Consider the following 22,323-nt stretch of genomic DNA (forward strand, 5'->3'; position numbering starts at 1 on the left):
AGAACGTCGTGATCGGGTTTGTTCGTCCGGTCACGCAGCGGCGGCGGTAGCGGCTGCAATCAGCGCATCGCCTGTATACTGCCTGTCACCGATGCCCCAGCCGCCGTCGGGCGCATTGACGATGTTGATCCAGGTGTTTTCCGGCTTGTGGCCCGGCACGCAAAGTGCCGCGACAATGGCGGCGGCCGCGGTGATGAAGGCATGGCGGGCTTCGACCGTGGCGAGGCCGATGTTGGGCAGCTTCAGTTCCACCATGATGACAGGCCGATTGGCGCCGCCGGCATAAATGTGGTGCGGCGGCAGGATGTGGACCGTGCCGCCGACAATTGCGGTGAAGAACGAATTGCCGGTGGCGCCGGAGGCCTCGATCAGGGCGGCGCTCAGACGCGGCAGGATTTCACGCTCTCCCGCTGACGTCAGTATGCCTTGCGGTGCGGTCACGGTGATGGGCATTTGGCTTGTCCTTTTCCTGGAGTTGCATGGCCTGTGTTTCGAACTTGCCATGTTTCGTATCGATTGTTACGTTATACGGAAGAGGCGAGTCAACAGGTTTCGTAACGATCGATATGGAAAACATGGAAAAGCCGCGCGGGGGCCGGCCACGCGCATTCGACCCGGAGGCCGCGCTCGACGCGGCCATGCATCTGTTCTGGGAGCATGGCTATGAGGCGTCCTCGCTTGCCATGCTGCGTGACGCGATGGGGCTGACGCCGCCGCAGATCTACAACGCCTTCACCGACAAGGAGACATTGTTCCGTAAGGCGCTGACGCGCTACCACGAAACCGAGATTGGATTTGCGCTGGATGCGCTGAGCGCGCCGGTGTCGACGGGGGAGGCGATCCGGCGGCTGTTGATGGGGGCCGCGCAAGCCTATACCAGGCCAGGCAAGCCAGGCGGTTGCCTGTTTGTCAGCGGCGCCCTGGCGGCCTCGCCGCAGGCGCAGGCGATTGCCGATGAGCTCAAGACCTACCGCACGGCAAGCGAAGCCGCGATCGCGGAGCGGCTGGCCAAAGGCCGGGCGATCGGCGACCTGCCGGAGGGGGTCTCAACGCAAGGTTTCGCCAAATACCTGGCCGGCGTCATGAATGGCATGTCGATCCAGGCGCGGGACGGGGCCTCGGCCGATGAGCTGCGGGCCATGGCCGAGACCGCTCTTGAGGCCTTGCCGCTCAACCGGCAAAATCACGGCGCATCGCCCAAGGAATAAATCATGCTGGATCTTTTCCCTGAAGCCGAGAACCCGGTTGAAATCATTGCGGCGCGAAAACTTGCCGCCAAGGTGATGTCGCTCTACGTCGCGCCATTCGATCATTTCCAGACACGCCCGGTCACAGAATTGCAGCTGGGTTTCGAAGGCATCGACGGCGACTTCCACGCCGGCGCCACGCGGCGCTCCGGCGGCCCCGAGCCTTGGTACCCGCGCGGTACCGAGATGCGCAACGAACGGCAATTGTCGCTGGTGGCGGCGGACGAGCTGGCCGTCGTCGCCGCGCAGATGGGGCTCGACGAAATCAAGCCGGAATGGATCGGCGCCAACATGCTGATCGAAGGCGTGCCGCATCTGTCGATGCTGCCGGCCGGCACGCTGCTGTTCTTCAAGGGTGGCGTGACGATCAAGATCGACGCGCAGAACAAGCCGTGCCGCATTGCGGGACGTTCGATTGCCGAAAATGCTGGGATGGCCGATCACGAGGCCGGCGCGCTGGCCTTCCCGAAGGTGGCGAAGCGGCTGCGCGGCCTTGTCGCCTGGGTTGAGAAACCGGGCAGCATCGCGATCGGCGAAGAGATTTCCGTGCGCGTGCCGGAGCAGTGGATCTATCGTTGCTGACGGTCGGCCATGCCGCCCGAAACGGCATGGCCAACCATCAGGGACTTACGATTTCCGGTTCTTGTTGGCGCCTTGCGCCATTACCGAAACATGGTCCCACTTTTCCCAGGTGGCGACGCGGTTTGCATATTCCTGCCTGGTCATCGGCAGGCCGCCATCGCCGAAGAAGACCCGGAGCGGCGGCTCGGCCGCGTCGACGATGGCCAGCATCGCCGGGCCGGTCGCCTCGGGATCGCCGGCGACCGAACGGCTGCGGCGCTCCGCCATGGCCGCACGGACCGGTTCGTAGGCATCGATACGCTTGGAGACCTTGGCTGATGGGCCGGCCCAGTCGGTGGAGAAGCCGCCCGGCTCGACCAGCGTGACATGGATGCCGAACTCGGCGACTTCCACGCTGAGCGACTGGCTGAACGCTTCCAGCGCCCATTTCGAGGCGTGGTAGAGACCGAGCGAGGCGAAGGCGTTGACGCCGCCGATCGACGAGATCTGGATGATATGACCGGAGCGCTGCGCCCGCATGATCGGCAGCGCCGCCTGCGTGACCCACAGCGCGCCGAAGACGTTGGTCTCGATCTGGTCGCGGGCTTCCTGCTCGGAGACCTCCTCGATGGCGCCGAAATGGCCGTAGCCGGCGTTGTTGATGACGACGTCGAGGCGGCCGAAACGCTTATGCGCTTCGGCGACCGCGGCATCGACGGCTTTCTTGTCGGTGACGTCGAGCTTTATGGCGGCGACCTTGTCGCCGTATTTCCCGACGAGATCGGCCAGTGTTGCGGCGTCGCGGGCGGTGGCGGCGACGCTGTCGCCACGGGCGAGCGCGGCCTCGGCCCAGACGCGGCCAAAACCCTTCGACGATCCGGTGATGAACCAAACCTTAGCTGTCATGATCTGTGATCCTTGCCCAGAGGGGGCGGTAAATTCTCGGAGATTAAACGGAGGAAGCTCCGTTTTTGCCATATACGGTGCCGCCGGCGTTTTTCCAGAGGCGATGCTGGAATTATTGGTCGGCCATCGAGTCGCAAGGGCAGCGCAGACTGGATGCCGCAGGCGAAACCGCTTTTGTGCCGGTCTAATCTTGCTCGTCTTCTTCCTCGAGCAGTCGCGTCGCGCGCCAGCGGGTGAGCACCTCATTGGTCTGGTTGATGACGAAGAAGCGCGCCGAGTCGCGATCATAGCCTTCGGCGAGCAGTTTCTCGTAATCGGTATGGGTGTGGCGGATATGGGCGATCGTCGCCAGCCACACGGCGATCGTCGGGGGCAGCGTCTTCATATGCACGGAGCCGGCATCAGCGCGGATCTTTTCGATGTCGGCGTAGGGCGCCAGCGGCAAAGTACGGTGAGCGCCTTGGCGATGGCGCGGCGGCGGCTGGTGGGTGCGCTCATTTCTCGTCGCGCCCGGCAATGGTTGCGTCGGGGAACGCATCGGTCGAAGCATAGTAGGGCTTGATGTCGATGACCGGCGTGCCGTCGAGGACGTCGATGCCGTCGATCTCGATCCTGCCGGCTCCGCTATCGAGCGCCACCAGCCGCGCGATATGCAACCCGACGGGATTGGGCCGGGCAGGCGAGCGCAACGAGAAAACGCCTTTCGGTTCAGCCGCATGGCGCGGTTTTTGCACAATCAGATTCCGCGGCGCGTGATCGAGCCAGGACAGGATGACGACGTGGCTGGCGCGCTCGAGATTTTGCAAGCCAGCGCGAAAGGCCTGGTGGAGCACAATTGTTGCCGGCCGTCCTGCTTCACGCGCCTGGCGCATGTTCTTCGGGCAATCCTCACGGCTCGTCCATGGCGAAACGATGCGGCCGATGAAGACCACATGTCCGTCCGGCGCCATATCGGCGGGGTCGATTTCCAGGCGCTGCTCGCCGTCGCGCGTCTCGAACATTGTCTCGCTCAATTCAAGCGCCGCTTGCCATGCTCAAATCATGGCTGCGGCATTTTCTTGTCCGGAAGCGACATAGCGCTTGCCAGGGTTTCAAAATCGACATAAACATATCTTTATATCTTTCGACGAAAGTCCGCACCATGCACGTCTCACTCGACACAATGGTAGATACATTGAAGGCCGCAGCCGAATCCAGTCGGCTGCGCATCCTGGTGCTGTTGTCGCGCGGCGATCTTACCGTCTCCGACCTCACCGAGATCCTCGGCCAGTCGCAGCCGCGCGTCTCGCGCCATTTGAAGCTGCTGCTCGATGCCGGGTTGATCGGCCGCTATCAGGAAGGGTCGTGGGCCTTCTTCCGGCTGTCGGACGCGGACTCCTCGCGCGACTTCGTGCAGCGTCTTGTGTCGGGCGTTCGCGAAGCCGATCCGCAGGTGGTGCGCGATCTCGAAAGGCTGACCTCGGTCAAGCGCAAGCGGCAGGACCGCGCCGCCGAATACTTTTCCGAGAATGCGGCAAGCTGGGACCACATCCGCTCGCTGCATGTGCCCGACCGGGCGGTGGAGGCGGCACTCCTCAAGCTTGTCGGCAAACGTCCGTTCCAGTCGATGCTCGACCTCGGCACCGGCACCGGCAGGCTGCTCGAAATCTTCGCCCCGCTTTACCGGCGTGGCGTAGGTATCGACATGTCGCGCGAGATGCTGACCGTGGCGCGCGCCAATCTCGACAAGGCGGGTGTCGCCAATGCGCAGGTGCGCCAGGGCGATATCTTTTCGCCACCGGTCGAGCGCAACGCCTTCGATCTCGTCACCGTCCACCAGGTGCTGCACTATCTCGACGATCCGGCCCGCGCCATCGGCGAGGCGGCAAGGCTGCTGCGTCCCTCGGGCCGGCTGGTGATCGTCGATTTTGCGCCGCACACGCTCGAATTCCTGCGCGACCAGCATGCCCATATGCGGCTCGGCTTTGCCGACCGGCAGATCGCCGACTGGCTCGCCGAGGCCGGGCTCGATCTCGAGGATAGCCAGGAGTTCGAGCCGCGCGGTCAGGCCGAGGCCAGGCTCACCGTCAAGTTGTGGCTTGGCCGCGACCGCCGCCTGCTGATCGCCGATCCGTCCAACGATGCCACACCTGCAAGGGAAACAGCCTGATGAACCAGTTCCGCTTTTCCCGCCGCCCCGACATTGGCGACAAGGTCCGGGTCTCGTTCGAGTTCTTCCCGCCGAAGACCGATGAGATGGAAGCAAGGCTTTGGGACACGGTCACGCGGCTCGAGCCGCTGAAGCCGAAATTCGTCTCGGTCACCTATGGCGCCGGCGGCTCGACGCGCGAGCGTACGGCGCGCACGGTCAAGCGCATCCTCAACGAGACGACGCTGACGCCGGCCGCGCACATGACCTGCGTCGATGCCGCCCGTGACGAGGTCGACGCCGTCATCCAGGAATTCGCCGGCATGGGCGTCACCCGCTTCGTTGCCTTGCGCGGCGATCCGGCGGCGGGCGTCGGCACTGCCTACAGGCCGCATCCGGATGGCTATGCCAATGGCGCGGAGCTGGTCGGGGCGCTGAAGAGCGTCGGCGATTTCGATATCTCGGTCTCGGCCTATCCGGAAAAGCATCCGCAAAGCCCGGATTTCGCCACCGACATCGACATGCTGAAGCGCAAGGTCGACAACGGCGCAACGCGGGCGATCACCCAGTTCTTCTTCGACAACGATCTTTACGAGCGCTATGTCGAAAGGGCGCGGCGCGCCGGCATCTATATCCCGATCGTGCCGGGCATCCTGCCGGTGCATAATTTCACCCAGGTCGCCAATTTCGCCTCGCGCTGCGGCGCGCTGGTGCCGGCGTGGCTCGCCGAACGCTTCGATGGGCTGGAGAACGATCCGCAGACGCATGCGCTGGTCGCCTCGGCCGTGGCGGCCGAGCAGGTGCTCGACCTCGTCGAGCGCGGCGTCGGCGATTTCCATTTCTACACGATGAACCGCGCCGACCTGGTCTTCGCCGTCTGCCACATGATCGGCATCCGCTCGCATGAAGCCGAGGTGGCCGGCTCAGCCGCGGCTTGAGGCGGGCAGAGGTGAGTCTCTAACGGAAAAGGCCGGGTGAACCCGGCCTTTTCGAACTTTTGACTAGTCTCGGTGCTGGTCTTCCCGGCTTTGGCGGGTCAGGGAAGAACACCTATGATAAGGGCGCCGATAAAGGCGAATGCGAAACAAATCATCAATGCGTTGATCGGTCTCGTCAGTCCCATGTCATAGCCTCCTCTTAAAGAGCTATGGCAGGAGTCTAGGGTCATTTGGGTCACAGGCAAGCGGAAAATATGCTGCAATGCGACGCGATTGTGAAATTTGCGACTGTCGATTTGCCGTTAGCCGTTGAAACTCTTCGGCAAAAGCCGGCTTAGGGGTTGTGAATAAATTGTGGCGGCGCCGTGGCATGGCAGCGCTAGATCGGGATGAGATTTGGTTGGATCTCATCCCGATCTAGCTCTTCGTTGGAGCATGATCCTTATCCGAAAACCGGTTCCCACTTTTCGGGATCATGCTCTAGGTCGGCCGAGCAGGCGGCCGTCGATGGTAAGCAGGCCGAGGCCAATGAGCGCCATTCCACCCATCTCGAAGATCGCCAGCCGCTCGCCAAGGAACAGGAACCCGAGCAGCACCGCGCTGACCGGCACGATGAGGGTGACCAATGAGGCATTGGTAGCGCCGGCCGAGGCGACGAGGTTGAAATAGAGGATATAGGCGAAGGCGGTCGACAGCAGCGCTAGGCCAAGCACCGCCGCCCAGACCGGCGGCGAGACGGCGAAGAGCCCGGCAGGGCGGTAGGCGATCAGCACGATCGGGATCATGATGATGGTCGACGCGGTCAATTGCCCGGTGGCGATCACCGGCGAGGGGATGCCCTTGAAGCGCCGCGCGATCATCAGCGCGACCGCGTAGGAAAGCGAAGCGCCGATCAGCGCGAACTTCGCCCAGACCGGACCGCCGAGCCCGGCAAGCAGTCCCGGGCCGATCATCACGGCGGTGCCGGCGACGCCGAGCGCGATGCCGGCGAGCTTGTTCCAGGACAGCTTTTCATCGGTGGTGAGCGCGTTGGCGAGGATCAGCGTCCAGAACGGCGTCGTGGCGTTGAGCACCGAGGCAACGCCGGCGCCGAGCTGGGTTTGTCCGGCGAAGATCAGCGAGAAGGGGACCACGTTGTTGGTGAGCGCCAGCAGGAAGAACAGGCCGGCACGGGGAAGGCGAGGCGGAACGAAGGGCCGCGGATCGCCAGATAGAGCTGGAGCGCGATCGCGGCGATAGCGACGCGAAACAGCACCAATGCCAGAGGGTGGATTTCAGACACCGCGATGCGGGCAAAGAAAAACGAGCCGCCCCAGATCGCGCCAAGCAGCAACAACTGCCCCCAATCCGTAAGTGTCATCGGTCCGCGCGCCGGCGCGGCCACAACCGTTGTCATCTTGTCAGTCCTCCCAGAGCCGACGCAATTGCGGCCCATGCAGCACCCACCATCCGATATCCGGTTTGGCGGCAAGAGCCACCCGAAACCTGATCGGTGGTTTAGCGTTGGCAAAAATATGCGGCGGACCATGCGGGAAGGCGAGACACAGAACTGTTTTCTTTAGCCGTTAGCTAGGATTAATTGTGCGCGCTCCAGATCGAGGATTCGTCCCATGCAGCGATTCGAAAATGCCCGCGAGGCGGCCCTGGCGCTTCGTCCCGACGACCCGGTCTACTGCTTTCGTCCGCAGGTGCTGAAGGCGGACGCCTTGCAATTCATGGGTATGTTTCCCGGCAAGACCGCCTATGCGGTCAAGACCAATGGCGAGAACATCGTGCTGAAGACGCTGGCGGAAGCCGGCGTTACCGCCTTCGACGTGGCCTCGCCCGGCGAGTTCGCCGCCGTGCGCGCCGTCTCGCCAGATGCCGAGATGCTCTACATGCATCCGGTCAAGGCGCAGTCGGACATCAAGCTGGCGCTTGAGAAATACGCAATCCGCGTCATTTCGCTCGACCATGAGGACGAGATCACCAAGCTGACGCGGGTGGTGCGGGCGCTCGACATCGATCCCGGCGCGCTCACCGTCTTCGTGCGTATCCAGACCAAGGGCCACGCGGCTTACGAACTGTCGAAGAAGTTCGGCGCCGGCCCGGCCAGCGCCGTCGAGCTTGCCGAACGGTTGAACCGCACCGGCTATAAGGTTGGCCTGTGCTTCCATGTCGGCAGCCAGATCGAGGACCCCGACACCTACGAGCGCGCGCTGGCCTCGGCCGACTGGGTGCGCAACCGGCTGACCTTCGACATTGCCGGGCTCGATGTCGGCGGCGGCTTTCCGGCCGAGTACGGCCACGATCCCAACCGCAAGCAGGTCGAGATGCCGTCGCTGGGGCAGATCATGTCGCGGCTGTCCGGCGACCTGAAGGAATACCAGTTCGACCAGGTGCCGCTGGTGGCGGAGCCGGGCCGCGTGATCGTGGCGCGCTGCCTGTCGCTGATCGTGCGGGTGCTGCTGCGCAAGGGCAAGCGGCTCTACATCAATGACGGCATCTGGGCCTCACTCTCGGATTCCTGGACTGGCAAGATCACGCTGCCGGCCCGCTTCATTCCGGATCCGGCGATCCGCACCCGCAACGGCAGTGAGAACGCCATCGTACCGTTCAAGGTGTGCGGCGCGACCTGCGATTCCGTCGACATCCTGTCGCGGCCGTTCTGGCTGCCGGAAACGGTCGACACCGGCGACTGGATCGAGATCGGCCATATCGGCGCCTATTCGCTGTCGCTCAGGACACGCTTCAACGGCTTTTATCCCGATACCTTCGTGGAGGTGACGACGCCGTTCGACGAAGGCGACGCGCCGCAGGGGTTTGCCAGCCTGGAGACAATGGCGGATTAGGCACTTTCCCTTCTCCCTTGTGGGAGAAGGTGTCGCCGAAGGCGACGGATGAGGGTGTTCCAGGGAATACGAACGCCTCACTCCGCTGGAACACCCCTCATCCGTCTCGGCGCTACGCGCCGATCCACCTTCTCCCACAAGGGGAGAAGGGAAAGGAACTACAGCTTCCCCAACAGCTCCGGCGTCGGCCAGCCATCCACCGGCAACCCGAGCCGCGTCTGTTCCTTGCGGATCGCCTCGCGTGTGTTGGTGCCGAGGATGCCGTCGACCGTGCCGACGTCATAGCCCTTGGCTTCGAGCTTGGTCTGCAGCGCCTTCATCTGGTTGCCGTCGAGGCCTTGCTCGGGCGTGCGTGGATCGAATTGCGGCGCGCCGGCAAACCGCGTCGCCATAACGGCGGCGGTCAGCGCGTAGGTGAAGGACTGGTTCCATTCCAGGTAGACGTCGAAATTGTCGTAGGTCAGGAAGGCTGGGCCCTTGCGGCCCATAGGCAGCGCCAGGCCGGCCTTCAGGCCGTTGTCGATCAAGGGCGTGCCGTTCGGGCTGGTGACACCCCACTGCGCCCACTGCGACAGCGGCAATTTGTTGGTGCGGCCGGTCTGGTCCCACGGCATCTCGTCGGGCACGCGCACCTCCTGGATCCAGGGCTGGTCGCGCTTCCAGCCGCGCGACTGGATCTTGCTGGCCGTGGTCATGATGACGTCCGGCACGCTGTTCCTGAGGTCGACCTTGCCGTCGCCGTCGCCGTCGACGCCGCGCGCCAGATAGTCGGTCGGCAGGATCTGCGTCTGGCCAACCTCACCGGCCCAGGCGCCCTTGACGTCGGCCGGCAGCACGCCGCGATCGATCAAGGTCAGCAGCGGCAGCAACTGCGGCCGGAAGAGCTGCGGGCGACGGCAGTCATGCGAAAGCGTGACAAGCGCGTCCAGCGTGTGGAAATCGCCTTGGACGGCGCCGAAATCGGTCTCCAGGCCCCAGAAGGCGGTAATGACGGCCGGCTGGACGCCGAACTCTTTGTCGGCGCGGTCGAAGACATCGGCATATTTCTTCAAATTGGCCGCGCCCTGCTTGAGGCGATAGCCCGAAATCATGCGGTTGGAAAACTCGGTGAAGGTCTGGGTGAAGACGCCTTGGGCGCGATCGCGGGCCAGCACCTTCTGGTCGATGGTCGCGTCTTCCAGCGCGTCGAGACCGACGGCGCCGACGCCGGCTGCCTTGGCCTCGGCCGCCACGCCCTGTTTCCAGGCCTCGAAATCGCCGCCGCATTCCTGCGCAACCGCCGGCCAGGCGATTGCGCCAAGGATCAACGCCGCCAGGATTCCAGTGGGCAATCCCATTGCTTCCCTTTCGAGACCGGCACATGATCCCATCAAACCCGAACCGGGCTGCACAGGAGCATGCGTGGATTTCAAAATTCAGGAGCGCCGTTCGCCACCCGGTTGGGTGCGCGGCGCCTTGTTCATCAGCGGTTGCATGTGAAGCCGCCCGCGCTGTCGAAAAGCAGGCGCGGGGACGGATGTCAACGGGTGTTCTGCCGCAGCCACTTCTTCCAGGCGGCTTCCGAGCCGTTGAAGACGTTGATGTCGGACTTGCCGGTCATGCCCGGCACAATGCCGGTGCCGGTGTACTGCCAGAACGTGAAGGGGTGGCTGCCATATTTCTGGCGCGGATGGCCTGCGACCGAGCGCAGCCAGTAGGGATAGCCGCGGAAAGTGGCCAGCTCATTGTCGTCGAAGAAGTCGATCGAGGTGTAGATGATCGGCTTCTTGCCGTAGTGGCGCTCGACGATTTCGAGGAAGGTTGTCATCTCGGCGCGCACGGTAGCCGCGTCGGGGCGCAGCCTGCAGGTCGGCGATTTCGGGTTCCATTCCATGTCGAGCACCGGCGGCATGGCCGACGGGTCGTTGGGAACGTTGGCGATGAACCAGCGCGCCTGGGTGGCGGCGGGCGTGCAGAAATAGAAGAAATGATAGGCCGCGCGCGGCACGCCGGCCGCCCTGGTGCGCGCCCAATGCTCGTTGAAATACTCGTCGAACCGGTCCCCGCCCTCGGTTGCCTTGATGAAGGCGAAGGAAATGCCGCTCGCCCTGGCGGTCGGCCAGTTGACCGAGGTCTGGTATTTGGAAACGTCGGTGCCGTGGATGGAGTAGTTCCATGGCGCGCCGCTGTCCCACTCATGCGGCTTGGAATCGTCAAAGCGGGGTGCGCGTACGGCAACATTCTGCGAGGCCGGCGACAGCGGCGACAAATCATCGACGGTCGAGCAGGCGCCCAGCAGCGTCAGCATCAGGATGGCCGCAAGACTGCGCATGGCATTCCCCGGGGCCGGTTCCAGCCGGCCGCTGATGGGTCCTTGCAGATGGCCGTTGCTTGCGCTGGCCCCCTCCGGACGGTCGCCCCACAGGACCATCCATACTTTTGCTTTGCCCATGTCGTTGTCCCAAAAGCGCTGCACACTTTTGGGCGACATGGACGAGTTGATCGCCGAACATGGTTGATAAACCATTGACGACGCTCGACAAGGGACATGATTTTGCGGAAGCAATGGCGGCAAATCGATGACATAAATCGAGCCGGAAAATTCAAAGGGCGGAAAAGATGCGGGCTGTCGTGAGGTTCATCAAATGGCTGCTCGGCCTCGTGGTGCTGGCGGTGGTCGCGCTCTTCGCATGGCTCTATTTCGCCCCGCCGGAGCTTATTCGTGTCGGCTCCGGCTATTCGGCCAAGATCGTCTGTTCCAACGTCTTCGTCGCCGGCCGCGACGCCAATGAGGTCCTGGCGGTCGATGTGCAGGCGCCGGGCCATCCGTTGCTCAAGCTGATGAAGGTGTCCGTCGACAAGGAGAGGGGCATCGTTTCGGCGGGCCTGCTCTGGGTGCTGGGCAAGAGCGTCGCCGTCGAGCGCGACGGCGTCGGCTGCGCCTCGGTTCCGGATGGCGACACCGGCAAGGCGCGGCAGACGTCACTGCGCACGGCGCCAGCCGCGGCGGCGCAACCGGACGCGCTCTGGCCCGACGGCGAGCGGGTAGATGCTTCGCAGAACCCCGAGATCGCCAAGATCGTCGACGACGCATCGATGGTTGGCACGGGCATGCGTGCGATCGTCGTGGTGAAGAACGGCCGCGTTGTCGCGGAACGCTATGGCGAAGGCTTTTCGGCCAAGACGCCGCTGCTCGGCTGGTCGATGACCAAGACGGTCAATGCGGCGATCATCGGCACGCTGGTCAAGGACGGCAAGATGGCGGTGGACAGCAAGGGGCTGTTCGCGCCGTGGAAGGCCGACGGCCGCGCCGCCATCAGCCTTGCCGACATGATGGCGATGTCGAGCGGGCTGGAGTTCAACGAGGATTATGGCGACGTCGCCGACGTGACGCGCATGCTCTATCTCGAACCGAACATGGCTGGCTTTGCCGAGTCGAAGCCGCTGACCGGTGAAGCTGGCAAGGTGTTTTCCTATTCGAGCGGCACGGCGGTGATGCTGTCGCGGCTCTGGCAGGACGCCATCGGCGACAAGGCGAAGGCGCTTTCCTGGCCGCGCACGGCGCTGTTCGAGCCGCTCGGCATGCACAGCGCGGTGCTCGAGACCGACGAGCAGGGCACTTTCGTCGGCTCGTCCTATCTCTACGCCACGGCGCATGACTGGGCGCGCTTCGGCCAATTCCTGCTGCAGGGCGGCGTCTGGAACGGCAATCAGGTGCTTCCGGCCGGCTTCGTCGACTGGATGCGCGAGCCGGCGCCGGCCTCAAAGGTCTATGGCAAGGGCCAATTGTGGGTCGAAGGTCCGGGCGATGAGGAAAAGCCCGGTGCCGGCTCGGCGGCCGGCCTGCCCAAGGACACCTACTGGATGGAAGGCCATGACGGCCAGACGGTGGCGATCATTCCGTCGGAGCAACTGGTCGTGGTGCGGTTGGGCTTGACGCCAGCCAAGTTCGGCTACCGGCCGCAGACGATGGTTGGCGCCCTGGTGAAGGCGCTGCACCAGTAGCGCTGCTACGCGCCGGCTCCAATCACGCCGAGATATGCATAGCCGCGATAAAGCGTTCTGAACCGGAAGGTTGCGCCTGTGCGCTCGGATTCCGATTCAAGCACGTCGCGCAGTGATTGACGCGGCGTGACGTGGAATTTCTTCAACCAGCCGCGCAGCATCGTTCGGAACCATCGCGGCAGGCCTTCCTGCTGGCCGAAATCGACGACATGCAGCGAACCGCCTGGCGCCAGCGCTGCCAGCGCGGTCGACACGGTCTTTTCCCAGCCGGGGATCATCGACAGCGAATAGGACACAAAAACGCGGTCGAAGCGCTCGACGCCGAAAAGCGCCTTGGCGTCGAAATCGGTGGCGTCGCCGCATGCCAGGCTGACCTTGGCCGAGAGACCGTCGCGGACGATCGCGGCGCTGGCCGTCTCCAGCATCTCGGCCGAGATGTCGAGGCCGAAGAAGCGGGCGTCGGGATAGCGGCGGGCGGCGAGCACGATGTTGCGGCCGGTGCCGCAGCCGAGCTCCAGCACGCTGCCATTTTTCGGCACGTCAAGCCCGTCGATCAGCCGGTCGCGGCCGAGCAGGTAATATTTGCGGGTCAGATCGTAGATATGGCGCTGCCAGCGATAGACGCCGTCCATCAATTCGGCATGGCTGGCCGGCAGCTCGGTCGTGCTCATGCGGCGCGCTTCACATAGAGGTGGAAGCCGCCATAGATGGCCGAGCGGTCCCGGGCCGAGAATTCGCGCGAGGCATCGCTCTCGTAAGTCCACTGGTCGAGCAGCGAGTTGGAGACGCGGCCTGGCAGCAGGCTGGGCTCGGCCGCGGTGCGGAAGATGACGCGGGCGCCAACCGATGCGGCGCGGGTGATCTCGGTCCACAGATCGTTGAGCAGGTCGTCGGTCATCCAGTCCTGCGCGTCTAGCAGCACGAAGCGGTCGACCGCCCCCGCATCCTTGCCGGCGAGGAACTTGATCAGATTGGCATGGTGGATGCCGACACGATCGATGTTGTCGCGGATGGTCTTGTAGTTCGCCTGTTCCAGATAGGCGGGAAGGGCTGCCTCGCCGGGCTGCGGGTAGCGGCGGGCAAAGGCCTGCCAGGCGAAATAATTGTTCTTCAGCGGGAAGTCGCAAGCGAGCTTTTCCAGCCGCGCCTTCAACACGCTGGCCATCGAGCCGTCACCGGAGGTGATCAGCGAATCGTACTGCGCCGGCGGGATGCCGAGGCCGAACAGCGAAGCCTTGCGCGAGGTCGCCCAGCGCAGCAGCTTCTTGTCGAAGATCGGCGCCAGCTCCTCGTTGAAGAAGCGTCGCTGCTCGCCGATATTCCGGGCCTTCATGATGCCGGCCGGATCGACACCGAACAGCTTGCCGACGCGATGGCCCATGGCGATGAAGAGGCCGAGCAGGCCGGTCTGGTAGAAATTGCGGTCGAACACCGAGATGCGGCGGCGGCCGCGCCAGCTGCGGCGCTCCCAGTAATGGCGGCTGACCGGATCGAGATGCGGCGCGATGAAGCGATCGTAGGCATCCGAATTATGGCTGGTGTCGGCGGCGCCGAAAAAGCGAAACAGGTCGCCCTGCGACGGCAGGTGGCGCACTGCCTCGAGCTTCATGCGGTTCAGCGCGATATGCGCGGCGTTGAGGTCGACGGCGTCGATGCTGGCCGGCGAGCGCGTGAGATAAGCCAGAATGTTGCAGCCGCCTGATGCGATTGTGACGACGCGGTGGCCGGCGCCGAGCTGCATGGCCTCCATGTCGACATCCGGATCTTCCCAGATCTGCGGATAGACGAGGCCGGAGAACAGGAAGGCGAAAAGCCGCTCGGAAATGCCGTCTTTCGACAATGCGCGGTTCTGGTAGACCGCTTTTCCGACTTCCTTGCCGCGGCGATAAACGAGTTCTCCGGAAACATCCGACATGGCAAGGTGATTCCCCGTTTGCATTGGCGCAAGCGGGTAGCGCAGCGTCATGACAGGCAGGTGACAGCCTGTTGACTGTTGACGCCTGCTACGCTTTGCCGAATGCTCCGGGCGTCGGCGTCGTCAGGATCACGGCTTCACCGGCCTCGAGCACGGTCTGGTCGCAAGCCTTCAGCACATCGACCGAGCCGTCATTGCGCCTGACCTTGGTCGAGCCGGCCTCGCCATCGCCACCGCCGTCGAGACCCTGGGGCGGACGGTTGCGGTGGGAGGACAGGATCGCGCACTCCATCTTATCGAGGAAGCGGATGGTGCGCTTGGTGCCGTCGCCGGCGTTCCATTTGCCCTTGCCGCCGGAACCCTCGCGGATGTGGAAATCCTCCAGTACCACGGGGAAGCGCAGCTCCAGCACCTCCGGGTCGGTGAGGCGCGAATTGGTCATATGGGTGTGGACACCGGACGTGCCGGCAAAGCCGCGCCCGGAATTCATCTGGCCGGCCGGCGAGCCGGAGCAGATCGTCTCGTAATATTGGTACTTCTTGTTGCCGAAGGTCAGGTTGTTCATCGTGCCTTGCGCATTGGCTATCGCGCCCATGGCGCCGAACAACGCGTTGGTGACGTGCTGCGAAGTCTCGACATTGCCGGCCACGACAGCGGCCGGATAGGCGGGCTTCAGCATCGAGCCATCGGGGATGATGATGTTGATCGGCCTGAGGCAGCCGGCATTCATCGGGATCATGTCCTCGACCATGACGCGGAAGGCATAGAGCACGGCCGCGCGGGCGACAGGCTCGGGCGCATTGAAGTTGTTCTTCATCACTGGCGACGTGCCGGTGAAGTCGACGGTCGCCTCGCGCTTCTTGCGATCGACGCTGATCTTGACCTTGATCACCTGGCCGGTGTCGGTCGGGTACTCGTATTGCGAAGCATCGGGCAGCCGTTCCAGCACGCGGCGCACGCTTTCGGCGGCGTTGTCCTGGACATGGCCCATATAGGCTTCGACGACATCGAGGCCGAAATGCGCGACCATCTTGCGCAACTCCGCGACGCCCTTCTCGTTGGCGGCGATCTGGGCCTTCAGGTCGGCGATGTTCTGGACCGGATTGCGGGCGGGATAGGGATGGTCAGTGAGAAGGGTCTCCAACTCCTTCTCGTGGAAACGGCCGCGGTCGACGATGCGGAAATTGTCGAACAGCACGCCTTCCTCGTCGACGGTGGTGGCCAGAGGCGTCATGGAACCAGGTGCGGTGCCGCCGACATCGGCGTGATGGCCGCGCGAGGCGACATAGAATAATATTTCCTCCCCTTGAGGGGAGGTGCCGCCGAAGGCGGCGGAGGGGTCGCTGCGGCAGTGCTCGACGTTCTTGCGGTTCCTTCCGAGAGGACCCCACCCGGCCGCTGCGCGGCCACTGTCCCCTCAAGGGGAGGGAAAAAACAGGCGTCACCACGGTGATGTCGGGCAGGTGCGTGCCGCCATTGTAAGGGGCATTGAGCGCGAAGACGTCGCCAGGATGGATATCGCCGGAGTTCAGGCGGATGATGGTCTCGACCGAGCGATCCATGGAGCCCAGATGCACCGGCATATGCGGCGCGTTGGCAACCAGCGCGCCGTGGCGGTCGAAGACGGCGCAGGAGAAATCCAGCCGCTCCTTGATGTTCACCGAATAGGCGGTGTTCTGCAGCGTCACGCCCATCTGCTCGGCGATCGACATGAAGAGATTGTTGAACACCTCGAGCATCACCGGATCGGCTTCGGTGCCGAGCGCCGCGGCGCGCAGCTTCTTGACCACACGGCGTATCACGACGTGGTTGAGATTGGTGATTTCGGCGCGCCAGCCCGGTTCGACGACGATGGTCTGGTTCGCTTCGATGATCAGGGCGGGGCCGGCGACCAGATTGGAAGGACGCAGGTTTTCGCGGCGGAAGATGCCGGCTTCGTGCCAGCTGCCTTCGCAATAGATGCGCCGGCTTTCCGATGGCTTCGGCTCTGTCCCCCCGGGCCCGGCGGGCGCATAGGCTTCAGCCCTGCTCTCGGCGATTTCGGCGCCCTCGACACCGACAGCTTCGACGATCATCGGCTTGTTGTCATAGACGAAGCCGAATTGAGCCTTGTGGGCGATTTCGAAATCGCGCCTGGCCTGGAAAATCGAGTCTTCCGTGAAATTCACCGGAAGCGTCGTGTCGGTGCCGTCATAGCGAATGTGGAGCACCGGTTTCGCGGCTACCGCGTCCTCGGCGATGCCTTGCGCCGCGAGATCGGCGATGACGGCTTTGCGCAAGTCGGCGATGAGATTGCCGATTTCGGTTCTGGATTCCTCCGCCAGCGGCTTGAGCAATGCCTGCTGGCGCGAGGCGAAGACCGAGGACAGGCCGATGCCGTAGGCCGAAAGCAGGCCGGAGAAGGGGTGGATCAGCACGGCTTCCATGCCAAGCGCATCGGCGACGAGGCAGGCGTGCTGCCCACCGGCGCCGCCAAAACAGTTCAGGAGATATTCGGTGACGTCATAGCCGCGCTGCACTGAGATCTTCTTGATGGCGTTGGCCATGTTTTCGACAGCGATGGTGACGAAGCCTTCGGCCGCCGCTTCGGGCGAGCGGCCATCGCCGATCTCGGCCGCGAGCGCCGCGAATTTATCGCGCACCGTTTTCGCATCGAGCGGCTGGTCCTGGCCGGGTCCAAAAATCGCCGGGAAGAAATCGGGCTGCAATTTGCCGAGCATGACATTGGCGTCGGTGACAGCGAGCGGCCCGCCGCGCCGGTAGGCCGCCGGACCGGGATTAGCGCCGGCGGAATCCGGGCCGACGCGGAAGCGGCCGGCTTCATAGTGCAGGATCGAGCCGCCGCCGGCGGCAACGGTGTGGATGCGCATCATCGGCGCGCGGATGCGCACGCCGGCAACCTCGGTGTCGAAGGCGCGTTCATATTCGCCGTCATAATGGGCGACATCGGTCGAGGTGCCGCCCATGTCGAAGCCGATGACCTTTTCGAAGCCGGCGAGCTTTGCCGTCTCGACCATGCCGACAACGCCGCCGGCAGGTCCCGACAGCAGCGCGTCCTTGCCTTGGAACATGTCGGCGGCGGTCAGCCCGCCCGACGACATCATGAACATCAGGCGGGGGCTTTCCCTCCCCCTCGAGGGGAGGGTGGCGGCAAAGCCGCCGGGTGGGGTCGGATCGACTGGGCTCGACGCCCTGACGGTGCCTTCTGGGAGGACCCCCTCTATCGGCTTCGCCGACATCTCCCCCTCAAGGGGGAGAGGACGCCCAGTTCGCCCGCCACCCTTGCACATAGCGCGACAGGATCGGCGACAGGTAGGCGTCGACCACGGTGGTGTCGCCGCGGCCGACCAGCTTGATCAGCGGCGAGACCTCGTGGCTGACCGAGACCTGGCTGAAGCCGATCTTGCGGCAGACCTTGGCCACGGCCTTCTCGTGATCCGGATACTTCCAGGCATGCATGAAGACAATTGCCACCGCGTCGATGCCGTCGGCCTTGGCCTGCTCGATCGCCGGGCGGCAGGCGGCGATGTCAAGCAGGCGCTCGACGCAGCCGTCGGCGAGCACGCGTTCATCGATCTCGATGACACGCTCGTAAAGTTGCTCCGGCAGGATGATCTCCTTGGCGAAGATATCCGGCCGCGCCTGATAGGCGATGCGCAGCGCGTCGCGAAAGCCCTTGGTGATGAGCAGGAGCACACGGTCGCCCTTGCGCTCGAGCAGCGCATTGGTGGCAACAGTGGTGCCCATTTTGACGTCGCCGACCAGTCCGGAGGGGATCGCTGCGCCGGATTCCAGCCCGAGCAGGTCGCGAATGCCCTGGATGGCGGCGTCGGCATAGGCTTCGGGATTTTCCGACAGAAGCTTGCGCGGATGCAGGCCGCCTTGCGGATCACGGCCGATGACATCCGTGAAGGTGCCGCCGCGATCGATCCAGAAATCCCATTTTCCGGCCTCTGCAGTGTTCGACATTCTCTACCCCATGTATCGGACGCGCGAACCGCAAGCCCGCCGTGTTTAAGCCCGGCCACTGTAAGTTGGTGTTACATACAGAAATGCAACGTTACGAAACTCAGGCCTCGCTGGCGCATTTCTTATCTGACCGTTCACCAAAACGTGAGCGTTTACTGAAGGAGAGATGTCATGAGGAAGCTCATTCTTGCGTCGATTTCGGCCCTAGCCCTTTTGGGCGTCGCTGCGTGCAGCGAAAACGGCACCGACAAGACCACGACCCAGAGCACCAATCCGCCGGCCAACGATACGATGAAGCCGGCCTCGCCTGACGCTTCGAAGCCCGCTGAACCGGCTCCGGCAACAAAACCGGCTCCTGCCGCGCCTGCGCAGTAAGAGCTGACATAGCAAACATTCAAGAAGGCCGGCGCTTTGCCGGCCTTCTGGTCCAGAGATGGATTCACCCTGCGGCATCGTCCCGCTTGATAGAACCGCCCGGTTCGCTCTATGAAGCCGGCATGTCGATTTGGGACCGCCTTGGCGATTTCATCGCTCGTGTTTCGTCGTCGGCGTCCTCGGGCGTCGCGGACGTCGTGGAAGCCGTGCGGACCGTCTTCTCCGGCGATCCGGATTTGCGCCGGCGTGTCGCTTTCTCGGTGGCGATGATTGCGCTGTCGGCCAAGATGGCCAAGGCGGACGGCATCGTCACCCAGGACGAGGTGCGCGCCTTCCAGGAAATCTTCGAGGTGCCGCCGAGTGAAACGCGCAACGTGGCGCGGCTCTACGACATCGCCAAACAGGACGTTGCCGGCTTCGAGATCTACGCACAGCGTATGGCTGGGCTCTGCGGCTCCGGCCACGCCAACTGCATGATGCTGGAGGATATCCTCGATGGATTGTTCCACATCGCCAAGGCGGACGGCCTGATCCATGAGCACGAAGGGCAGTTCCTGCATCGGATTGCCGAGATTTTTCGGATCGATGAAGCGCATTACGAGGCGATCCTGTCGCGGCACGTCAATCTCGGCGCCGCCGATCCTTATGTCGTTCTCGGCATCGAGCGCGGCAAGCCGTTCGAGGAAATCAAGAAGCGCTACCGCAAGCTGATCTCCGACAATCACCCCGACAGGCTGATCGCGCGCGGCCTGCCGCAGGAATTCATCAAGATCGCCACGACCAGGGTCGCGGCGATCAACACCGCCTATGAGATGATCGAGCGGGGCCTCAGGCACGCATGAGCGGTTTTCTGCCGGAACAGCCTGGTGCCGAGGTCAGGGTGTCGCCGAATTTCGGGCCACGCCGCGAGACGCTCAGGCCCGACATGATCGTTTTGCATTATACCGGCATGGCGAGCGGCGCCGGCGCCGAGGCGTGGCTGTGCAATCCGCAGAGCGAAGTATCCTCACATTATCTGGTCCATGAGGACGGACGCATCATCCAGATGGTGCGCGAGCAGGACAGAGCCTGGCATGCGGGCAAGAGTTCGTGGTTCGGACGCACCGATATCAACTCCTGTTCGGTCGGCATCGAGATCGCCAATCCTGGACATTCGCTGGGCTACAAGGCATTTCCGAAGCGGCAGATCGAGGCTGTCACCAGCCTATGCGCGGGGATCGTCGGGCGCTACTTGATCCCGGCCGAAAGAGTGCTTGCCCATTCGGATGTCGCGCCTGGGCGCAAGGTCGATCCGGGCGAAAAGTTCCCATGGAAAGCCTTGTTTGCCGCCGGTGTCGGCCATCTGGTGCCGGCAGCGCCGTTGCGGCCAGGCGCGGCGCTGAAAGCGGGCAACACCGGCGCCGATGTCGAGGCGTTGCAGTCGATGCTGGCGCTTTATGGCTATGGCGTCGACATCTCCGGTGTCTACGATCGGCAGACCGAAATCGTGGTGTCGGCTTTCCAGCGACACTTTCGTCGGCGACTGGTCGACGGCGTGGCCGATTACTCCACGATCAGCACGCTGCAAAGGCTGCTGGCTTCCGTTAAGGCAACCTTCGCCAAATAATCGCGGCAGGGTCTTTAAATTACAATCTGTCATTTAAAGTGAATTGCCTCGCCTTCATTGCCGCCAATTCCACGGTCAAATGCCACTCCCGCAAGTCGTTGGGCATCTAGCCTCCTGGATGCACCGACGTTGAATTGGAACAACTGCGCGAAGTTCTTCGCCCGGTTCTAGCAGAACAGGATTACATGCAAAATTTGACCGTTGTAGCGGCAGCTGTTGCTGTCGGAGTGATAAGCTTTGCCTTCAGCCCGGCGAACAGTGCCCCCTTGAGCCCCCGAGCCGACAATGGCTTCGCCGCCGCCTCCGCAACGCCGAAAGCAGCCCAAGTCGGCAAAATCTCAAAAAGAGCGGCAAAGGTGCAGAAGGCAGCTGCGATCAAGGCAACAAAATCAACGGCCAAATGGGCCAGGCGCGGCAAAAAGGCTATCGACCTTACCACGACAGCTTCCATTCGCCCCGAGAAACCAGCCTTCTCTTCAGGCGTTGGCGACGGCCAGTATTCGACGATCATCGCCCGTTATGCCGCGAGCTACAGCGTTCCGGTGTCGCTGGCCAAGGCGGTCATCAAGATCGAAAGCAATTATCGGCCGCATATGGTCGGCGGCGCAGGCGAAATCGGCCTGATGCAGATCAAGCCGGCGACGGCGCGGATGATGGGCTATAACGGTTCGGCCAAGGGATTGTTCGATCCCGACACCAACATCAAATACGGCATGAAGTACCTCGCCATGGCGCGGGATCTCGGCGGCGGCACCACTTGCGGCACGATCCTGAAATACAATGCCGGCCACGGCGCGACGCGGATGAATCCGATCTCCGCCGCCTATTGCAGCAAGGTGAAGGTGCAGATGGCGGCGCTCGGCTCACCGGCTTAAGCGAATTGTCAGCTTTGCATGTCGTTGTCCTAGAACCGCTGCACACTTTTGGGCGACATGCATTGCCTTTTTCGTTTGCGTTTTCAGGCGGGAATCCCTTTATACGCGCTTGTCAGCTGGCTGGGCGGCCGCACCCGCGAGAGTCGAAAGGCTGCGGGTGAGGAAAGTCCGGGCTCCATGGAGACACGGTGCCGGTTAACGGCCGGCGGGGGCGACCCCAGGGAAAGTGCCACAGAAAGCAAACCGCCGCGGCTTCGGCCGCGGCAAGGGTGAAAGGGTGGGGTAAGAGCCCACCGCGCGACTGGCAACAGGAGCGGCACGGTAAACCCCACCGGGAGCAAAACCGAATAGGGGCGGTGCGAAGGGAAACCTTCGAGGGCTGTTTCCGGCTCACCGCCCGGGTAGGTTGCGTGAGGCGCATGGCAACATGCGCCCAAGATGAATGGCCGCCACGTTCTCGCTTTCGGGCGAGGGCCATACAGAACCCGGCTTACAGGCCAGCTGGCATTTTCTCCTTGGCGATAGCTGAACGGGGTCAGGAGGTTACGCCGACAGGCGCTCCTTTTGATTCAGGCATTCTGCAGGCCAGTTTCCACGCCGTGTCCAAACCTGTCCTTGAAGCTGGTGCGATTAAATCGTACCTTAGCGGGGCAAGGGAGCATATGCATGGGCAAGGTCGACAAACGCAGCATCACGCTTTCGCCGGAACTGGCGGCCGCGGTCGACGACGTTGTCGCCGCTGGCGAATATGCCTCGGCCAGCGAAGTGATCCGCGATGCGCTGAGGCAATGGAAGGATCGCCGCGACCTGCTCGGCTACACCGTCGAGGAATTACGCAAGCTGGTGCAGGAAGGGATCGACAGCGGGCCGGCGCTTGAGGGTCCGTCGATTATCGAACGAGCGCGCGCCAGATATCTCAAGATGGCTGAAGCGAAAGGCTTCGAAGAGTGAAATACCAACTACTTCCTCGAAGCGGATGACATGAACC

The 22,323-nt window shown here is 63.3% G+C and carries 19 protein-coding genes, 1 other RNA gene and 3 pseudogenes; 12 read left to right on the forward strand and 11 right to left on the reverse strand.

What is annotated here, in order from left to right; translation table 11 throughout:
• Positions 1-30: 30 nt before the first annotated feature.
• On the reverse strand, positions 31-453 hold the full coding sequence (locus tag ACVDG8_RS31260) for a hypothetical protein (RefSeq protein WP_447251909.1): 423 nt from the start codon (positions 451-453) through the stop codon (positions 31-33).
• A gap of 26 nt (positions 454-479) precedes the next feature.
• Here ACVDG8_RS31260 and ACVDG8_RS31265 point away from each other — a divergent pair, with 26 nt between their 5' ends.
• The gene (locus tag ACVDG8_RS31265; RefSeq protein WP_447251910.1) at positions 480-1,208 is read left to right on the forward strand and encodes a TetR/AcrR family transcriptional regulator; all 729 of its coding nucleotides are present in this window, start codon (positions 480-482) and stop codon (positions 1,206-1,208) included.
• Positions 1,209-1,211: 3 nt separating this feature from the next.
• Complete coding sequence (locus ACVDG8_RS31270; protein WP_447251911.1) at positions 1,212-1,829, forward strand: MOSC domain-containing protein; 618 nt, start codon at positions 1,212-1,214, stop codon at positions 1,827-1,829.
• A 45-nt stretch (positions 1,830-1,874) separates the two neighbouring features.
• Here the strand turns inward: ACVDG8_RS31270 and ACVDG8_RS31275 are convergent, their stop codons facing one another.
• From ACVDG8_RS31275 to tsaA, 3 genes and pseudogenes are all read right to left on the reverse strand, one after another.
• A complete protein-coding gene (locus ACVDG8_RS31275; protein WP_447251912.1) occupies positions 1,875-2,714 on the reverse strand; it encodes an SDR family oxidoreductase in 840 nt (279 codons plus the stop codon).
• Between the two features lie 184 nt (positions 2,715-2,898).
• Positions 2,899-3,212, reverse strand: a pseudogene (locus ACVDG8_RS31280) (DUF2293 domain-containing protein).
• Positions 3,209-3,715, reverse strand: coding sequence for a tRNA (N6-threonylcarbamoyladenosine(37)-N6)-methyltransferase TrmO (tsaA, locus tag ACVDG8_RS31285; RefSeq protein ID WP_447257147.1), 507 nt, complete (start codon positions 3,713-3,715; stop codon positions 3,209-3,211). The pseudogene ACVDG8_RS31280 and the gene tsaA overlap by 4 nt, the downstream one beginning before the upstream one ends.
• A 140-nt stretch (positions 3,716-3,855) precedes the next feature.
• Here tsaA and ACVDG8_RS31290 point away from each other — a divergent pair, with 140 nt between their 5' ends.
• Together ACVDG8_RS31290 and metF are read left to right on the forward strand one after the other, a co-directional pair.
• Positions 3,856-4,863, forward strand: a complete 1,008-nt coding sequence (locus tag ACVDG8_RS31290) for an ArsR/SmtB family transcription factor (protein WP_447251914.1) — start codon at positions 3,856-3,858, stop codon at positions 4,861-4,863.
• Positions 4,863-5,780, forward strand: coding sequence for a methylenetetrahydrofolate reductase [NAD(P)H] (gene metF / locus ACVDG8_RS31295; protein WP_447251915.1), 918 nt, complete (start codon positions 4,863-4,865; stop codon positions 5,778-5,780). Before ACVDG8_RS31290 ends, metF begins: the two co-directional genes overlap by 1 nt.
• 473 nt (positions 5,781-6,253) lie before the next feature.
• On the opposite strand, the pseudogene ACVDG8_RS31300 reads toward metF, so the two are convergent.
• Positions 6,254-7,140, reverse strand: a pseudogene (locus ACVDG8_RS31300) (DMT family transporter).
• A 250-nt stretch (positions 7,141-7,390) separates the two neighbouring features.
• On the opposite strand from ACVDG8_RS31300, the gene ACVDG8_RS31305 reads away from it, so the two are divergent.
• The gene (locus ACVDG8_RS31305) at positions 7,391-8,611 is read left to right on the forward strand and encodes an alanine racemase (protein WP_447251917.1); all 1,221 of its coding nucleotides are present in this window, start codon (positions 7,391-7,393) and stop codon (positions 8,609-8,611) included.
• Between the two features lie 158 nt (positions 8,612-8,769).
• On the opposite strand, the gene ACVDG8_RS31310 is transcribed toward ACVDG8_RS31305, so the two are convergent.
• Both ACVDG8_RS31310 and ACVDG8_RS31315 read right to left on the reverse strand, forming a co-directional pair.
• Positions 8,770-9,948 carry a lytic murein transglycosylase gene (locus ACVDG8_RS31310; RefSeq protein ID WP_447251918.1) on the reverse strand — a complete coding sequence of 393 codons (1,179 nt, stop codon included), beginning with the start codon at positions 9,946-9,948 and terminating at the stop codon, positions 8,770-8,772.
• 182 nt (positions 9,949-10,130) lie between these two features.
• Positions 10,131-10,922: a glycoside hydrolase family 25 protein gene (locus ACVDG8_RS31315; RefSeq protein ID WP_447251919.1), complete on the reverse strand. Its 792-nt coding sequence runs from the start codon at positions 10,920-10,922 to the stop codon at positions 10,131-10,133.
• A gap of 287 nt (positions 10,923-11,209) precedes the next feature.
• Between ACVDG8_RS31315 and ACVDG8_RS31320 the strand changes: the two genes are divergently transcribed.
• Positions 11,210-12,595, forward strand: coding sequence for a serine hydrolase domain-containing protein (locus tag ACVDG8_RS31320; RefSeq protein WP_447251920.1), 1,386 nt, complete (start codon positions 11,210-11,212; stop codon positions 12,593-12,595).
• A gap of 5 nt (positions 12,596-12,600) precedes the next feature.
• Here ACVDG8_RS31320 and ACVDG8_RS31325 read toward each other — a convergent pair whose 3' ends face one another.
• The 4 genes and pseudogenes from ACVDG8_RS31325 to ACVDG8_RS31340 all read right to left on the reverse strand — a co-directional run.
• Positions 12,601-13,266 (reverse strand): class I SAM-dependent methyltransferase, encoded by a 666-nt coding sequence (locus tag ACVDG8_RS31325; RefSeq protein WP_447251921.1) that lies wholly within the window; start codon positions 13,264-13,266, stop codon positions 12,601-12,603.
• Positions 13,263-14,561 carry a DUF3419 family protein gene (locus tag ACVDG8_RS31330; RefSeq protein WP_447251922.1) on the reverse strand — a complete coding sequence of 433 codons (1,299 nt, stop codon included), beginning with the start codon at positions 14,559-14,561 and terminating at the stop codon, positions 13,263-13,265. Before ACVDG8_RS31330 ends, ACVDG8_RS31325 begins: the two co-directional genes overlap by 4 nt.
• Before the next feature lie 37 nt (positions 14,562-14,598).
• Positions 14,599-15,807: a hydantoinase B/oxoprolinase family protein gene (locus ACVDG8_RS31335; protein WP_455707870.1), complete on the reverse strand. Its 1,209-nt coding sequence runs from the start codon at positions 15,805-15,807 to the stop codon at positions 14,599-14,601.
• 130 nt (positions 15,808-15,937) lie between these two features.
• A pseudogene (locus ACVDG8_RS31340) lies at positions 15,938-18,479 on the reverse strand (hydantoinase/oxoprolinase family protein); the annotation flags it as partial.
• 171 nt (positions 18,480-18,650) lie between these two features.
• Here ACVDG8_RS31340 and ACVDG8_RS31345 point away from each other — a divergent pair.
• The 6 genes from ACVDG8_RS31345 to ACVDG8_RS31370 all read left to right on the forward strand — a co-directional run bounded on the left by ACVDG8_RS31345 (position 18,651) and on the right by ACVDG8_RS31370 (position 22,286).
• Positions 18,651-18,854, forward strand: a complete 204-nt coding sequence (locus tag ACVDG8_RS31345; protein WP_447251925.1) for a hypothetical protein — start codon at positions 18,651-18,653, stop codon at positions 18,852-18,854.
• A 122-nt stretch (positions 18,855-18,976) separates the two neighbouring features.
• Entirely contained in the window at positions 18,977-19,696 is a 720-nt protein-coding gene (locus tag ACVDG8_RS31350; RefSeq protein ID WP_371010268.1) for a TerB family tellurite resistance protein, read from the forward strand.
• Positions 19,693-20,460, forward strand: a complete 768-nt coding sequence (locus ACVDG8_RS31355) for a peptidoglycan recognition protein family protein (protein WP_447251926.1) — start codon at positions 19,693-19,695, stop codon at positions 20,458-20,460. Before ACVDG8_RS31350 ends, ACVDG8_RS31355 begins: the two co-directional genes overlap by 4 nt.
• A 185-nt stretch (positions 20,461-20,645) precedes the next feature.
• Entirely contained in the window at positions 20,646-21,335 is a 690-nt protein-coding gene (locus ACVDG8_RS31360; protein ID WP_447251927.1) for a lytic transglycosylase domain-containing protein, read from the forward strand.
• Between the two features lie 112 nt (positions 21,336-21,447).
• Positions 21,448-21,844, forward strand: an RNA gene (gene rnpB / locus ACVDG8_RS31365) — RNase P RNA component class A.
• 157 nt (positions 21,845-22,001) lie between these two features.
• Positions 22,002-22,286 carry a type II toxin-antitoxin system ParD family antitoxin gene (locus ACVDG8_RS31370; protein WP_447251928.1) on the forward strand — a complete coding sequence of 95 codons (285 nt, stop codon included), beginning with the start codon at positions 22,002-22,004 and terminating at the stop codon, positions 22,284-22,286.
• The last annotated feature ends 37 nt before the right edge of the window (positions 22,287-22,323 follow it).

The organism is Mesorhizobium sp. ORM8.1 (assembly GCF_053005525.2).

Excerpts from the sequence above, each read along its gene's own strand:
- ACVDG8_RS31370 (WP_447251928.1), top strand. The coding sequence starts at position 22,002 with ATGGGCAAGGTCGACAAACGCAGCATCACGCTTTCGCCGGAACTGGCG.
- ACVDG8_RS31290 (WP_447251914.1), top strand. The coding sequence starts at position 3,856 with ATGCACGTCTCACTCGACACAATGGTAGATACATTGAAGGCCGCAGCC.
- ACVDG8_RS31260 (WP_447251909.1), bottom strand. The coding sequence starts at position 453 with ATGCCCATCACCGTGACCGCACCGCAAGGCATACTGACGTCAGCGGGA.
- ACVDG8_RS31355 (WP_447251926.1), top strand. The coding sequence starts at position 19,693 with ATGAGCGGTTTTCTGCCGGAACAGCCTGGTGCCGAGGTCAGGGTGTCG.
- ACVDG8_RS31265 (WP_447251910.1), top strand. The coding sequence starts at position 480 with ATGGCCTGTGTTTCGAACTTGCCATGTTTCGTATCGATTGTTACGTTA.
- ACVDG8_RS31330 (WP_447251922.1), bottom strand. The coding sequence starts at position 14,561 with ATGACGCTGCGCTACCCGCTTGCGCCAATGCAAACGGGGAATCACCTT.
- ACVDG8_RS31320 (WP_447251920.1), top strand. The coding sequence starts at position 11,210 with ATGCGGGCTGTCGTGAGGTTCATCAAATGGCTGCTCGGCCTCGTGGTG.
- metF (WP_447251915.1), top strand. The coding sequence starts at position 4,863 with ATGAACCAGTTCCGCTTTTCCCGCCGCCCCGACATTGGCGACAAGGTC.
- ACVDG8_RS31270 (WP_447251911.1), top strand. The coding sequence starts at position 1,212 with ATGCTGGATCTTTTCCCTGAAGCCGAGAACCCGGTTGAAATCATTGCG.
- ACVDG8_RS31315 (WP_447251919.1), bottom strand. The coding sequence starts at position 10,922 with ATGCGCAGTCTTGCGGCCATCCTGATGCTGACGCTGCTGGGCGCCTGC.
- ACVDG8_RS31275 (WP_447251912.1), bottom strand. The coding sequence starts at position 2,714 with ATGACAGCTAAGGTTTGGTTCATCACCGGATCGTCGAAGGGTTTTGGC.
- ACVDG8_RS31350 (WP_371010268.1), top strand. The coding sequence starts at position 18,977 with ATGTCGATTTGGGACCGCCTTGGCGATTTCATCGCTCGTGTTTCGTCG.
- ACVDG8_RS31360 (WP_447251927.1), top strand. The coding sequence starts at position 20,646 with ATGCAAAATTTGACCGTTGTAGCGGCAGCTGTTGCTGTCGGAGTGATA.
- ACVDG8_RS31325 (WP_447251921.1), bottom strand. The coding sequence starts at position 13,266 with ATGAGCACGACCGAGCTGCCGGCCAGCCATGCCGAATTGATGGACGGC.
- ACVDG8_RS31310 (WP_447251918.1), bottom strand. The coding sequence starts at position 9,948 with ATGGGATTGCCCACTGGAATCCTGGCGGCGTTGATCCTTGGCGCAATC.
- ACVDG8_RS31345 (WP_447251925.1), top strand. The coding sequence starts at position 18,651 with ATGAGGAAGCTCATTCTTGCGTCGATTTCGGCCCTAGCCCTTTTGGGC.
- tsaA (WP_447257147.1), bottom strand. The coding sequence starts at position 3,715 with ATGTTCGAGACGCGCGACGGCGAGCAGCGCCTGGAAATCGACCCCGCC.
- ACVDG8_RS31305 (WP_447251917.1), top strand. The coding sequence starts at position 7,391 with ATGCAGCGATTCGAAAATGCCCGCGAGGCGGCCCTGGCGCTTCGTCCC.